A 3,066-nucleotide genomic window follows, 5' to 3' on the forward strand; every position below is an offset into this window, starting at 1 on the left:
TTGGATTGCCGTCGCTTTTTATGGAACGATCGGTGCGCCGGTCAAAGGGTTAGAACACGAGACATTTGGACTTGGTATTAATCATATATAAAGAGTATGTGGCCTATAGTCATAAGATATGAGGAGGCGACAATGGTATTTCGTATGCCATTGTCGTCTCTTTTTTTAGCTGAATGTCTCCTGAAACTTCATCCATAGTGAATATTCAACTTCTACAGAAAGGGGGAGAAAGATGGTTGTTTTAGACGGAAATCAATTAACCATTGATCAAATGAAAGAGATTTGTTTTCAACACGAGACTGTGGAAATAGCACCGGAGAGCTTGGAAAAAGTCCGTGCGAGCCGCCGCTCCGTTGAGGAAATCGTTTTGAACGGCGATACCGTATATGGCATTAACACGGGATTTGGCAAGTTAAGTGATGTCCGAATTCCGGATCAAGAAGTTGATTCACTTCAGCTCCACCTGATTCGTTCACATGCTTGCGGCGTCGGGGATCCATTCCCGGAAAGAGTCAGTCGGGCTATGGTCGTGCTTCGAATGAATGCCCTGCTTAAAGGGTTCTCTGGGGTACGTGAGGAAATCGTAAAACGTCTTTGTGAGCTGGTCAATTTAAAAATCCATCCGAGGATCCCATCTCAAGGGTCGCTCGGGGCTTCAGGGGACTTGGCCCCGTTATCTCATCTAGCGCTAGTCCTTATGGGAGAAGGAGAAGTCTATTACGAAGGAAACGTTTATCCGACGAAACATGTGTATCAAAAGCTGCAACTCACACCGATTCAATTAAAAGCGAAAGAAGGATTAGCACTTATCAACGGCACTCAGGCGATGACAGCTGTCGGTGTGATCAATTATATCGAAGCGGAGCAATTAGCTCTCATTTGTGACTGGGTTTCTTCCATGTCACTGGAAGCCCTGGAAGGAATCATCGATGCGTTTCACCCTGCCATCCATGAGGCACGTGGATATCCGGAACAGATTGAAGTCGCGAGAAGGGTTAGGGAAATGACTTCAGGCAGCCGTTTGGTGACGTATCAAGGTGAAAAGCGTGTGCAGGATGCTTATTCGCTCCGCTGTATTCCTCAAGTCCACGGGGCCACATGGCAAAGCATCGCTTACGTGAAAGACAAACTCGAAATTGAAATGAACGCAGCGACCGACAACCCTCTGATATTGAATGAGGGAAGGCTCATCGTTTCTGGTGGTAATTTCCACGGGCAGCCGATTGCTTTGGCGATGGACTTTTTAAAAATCGGAATCAGTGAGCTTGCGAATATATCCGAGCGTAGGGTTGAGCGGCTGGTAAATCCTCAGCTCAATGATCTGCCTGCTTTTCTCAGCGTAGACCCAGGTGTGCAGTCAGGCGCTATGATCATGCAATATGTAGCGGCATCTCTCGTTTCTGAAAATAAAACACTTGCCCATCCGGCGAGCGTGGACTCCATTCCTTCATCGGCTAACCAGGAAGATCATGTGAGCATGGGGACAATTGGCGCCCGACACGCTTCTATAATCATTGAAAATGCCTATAAAGTTTTGGCGATTGAATTGATTTGTGCCATGCAGGCTTTAGAGTATCGAGGCGTTGAAAAAGCAGCACCCGTCACTAAAAGCCTATGGGAAGCAGCACGGACGGTCGTTCCATCCATTGTGGAGGATCGAGTTTTTTCAAACGATATTGAAAGACTCTCGCGTTGGTTAAAAGGGGATCAATTTGAATGGAAAGCGTGGCAATCGTATTCACAAGGGGGAAGGTATTATGTCGATCACGCGTAGCATAAAAGCAAAAACAGGCACGGAGCTAGAATGCCTTGGCTGGGAGCAGGAAGCGGTATTACGGATGCTTTGCAACAACTTAGATCCTGAAGTTGCAGAAAAACCAGAAGAGCTCGTTGTTTATGGAGGCATTGGAAAAGCAGCGCGGAACTGGGAAGCATTCGATGCCATCGTCGCTACATTGAAGAACTTGAAAAAGGACGAAACGATGTTGGTGCAATCAGGAAAACCGGTGGGTGTGTTCCGCACGCACGAAGCAGCTCCGCGAGTGCTGCTCTCCAATTCTGTGCTCGTTCCAAAGTGGGCGAACTGGGAGCATTTTCATGAACTCGACCGGAAAGGGTTAATGATGTATGGCCAAATGACTGCAGGGAGCTGGATTTACATTGGCTCACAAGGGATTTTACAAGGAACGTATGAAACGTTCGCCTCTCTTGCTGAAAAACATTTCGGGGGGACTTTGAAAGGTACGATTACACTGACGGCAGGCCTCGGCGGGATGGGAGGAGCCCAGCCGTTAGCTGTCACGATGAATGGCGGTGTCGTTATTGCGGTCGAAGTCGATCCGCAGCGGATTCAAAAACGATTGGACTCTGGATACTGTGATCGGAAGACGGACTCTATTGATGAAGCATTGCAATGGGCAAAGGAAGCGAAGCACGAAGGCAACCCCCTTTCGATCTCCTTGCTGGGAAATGCATCCGAACTCCACCAAGAAATTTTGAAGAGAGAGGTGGAAATCGATGTCGTTACAGACCAGACATCCGCTCATGACCCATTGAACGGGTACATCCCGGAAGGTTACTCGCTCGAAGAAGCTGCAGAGCTTCGTCAGCAAAACCCTGACAGATATGTACACTTAGCTTCTAAGTCGATGGCGAAACACGTAGAAGCGATGCTCGCTTTTCAACAAAAGGGGTCGATCGTTTTTGATTACGGCAATAATATCCGCCAGGTCGCTTTAGATGAAGGAGTTAACAATGCATTCGATTTTCCAGGCTTTGTGCCTGCTTACATTCGGCCGTTGTTTTGCGAAGGGAAAGGGCCTTTCCGCTGGGCCGCTTTATCCGGAGATCCAGCGGATATTTACCGGACAGATCAGCTGATCAAGGAGCTTTTTCCTGAAAACGAGAAGCTTCTCAGGTGGATCGATATGGCGCAGGAAAAAGTACAATTCCAGGGGCTTCCTTCAAGAATTTGCTGGCTGGGATATGGAGAGCGGGCAAAAATGGGATTGGCGATCAATGAGCTGGTGAGAACAGGAGAATTGAAAGCTCCTGTCGTTATTGGCC

General features: G+C 48.0%; 3 protein-coding genes. All 3 read left to right on the forward strand.

Annotation, left to right across the window (positions count from 1 at the left end; genetic code table 11):
• Nucleotides 1-91 (forward strand): HutP family protein (locus LD39_RS22085; protein ID WP_304413575.1); only part of this gene is annotated, 91 nt, incomplete at its 5' end.
• Between the two features lie 141 nt (nt 92-232).
• The gene (gene hutH, locus LD39_RS09520; RefSeq protein WP_035545569.1) at nt 233-1,774 is read left to right on the forward strand and encodes a histidine ammonia-lyase; all 1,542 of its coding nucleotides are present in this window, start codon (nt 233-235) and stop codon (nt 1,772-1,774) included.
• On the forward strand, nt 1,758-3,066 hold a 1,309-nt coding region (hutU, locus tag LD39_RS09525; protein WP_035545572.1), incomplete at its 3' end, for a urocanate hydratase. The genes hutH and hutU, both read left to right, overlap by 17 nt.

It is taken from the genome of Halobacillus sp. BBL2006, from assembly GCF_000786645.1.
Lineage (GTDB): Bacteria > Bacillota > Bacilli > Bacillales > Halobacillaceae > Halobacillus.

What these genes read in the sequence shown, in the direction of transcription:
- hutH (WP_035545569.1), top strand. Translation starts at nt 233, where the DNA reads ATGGTTGTTTTAGACGGAAATCAATTAACCATTGATCAAATGAAAGAG.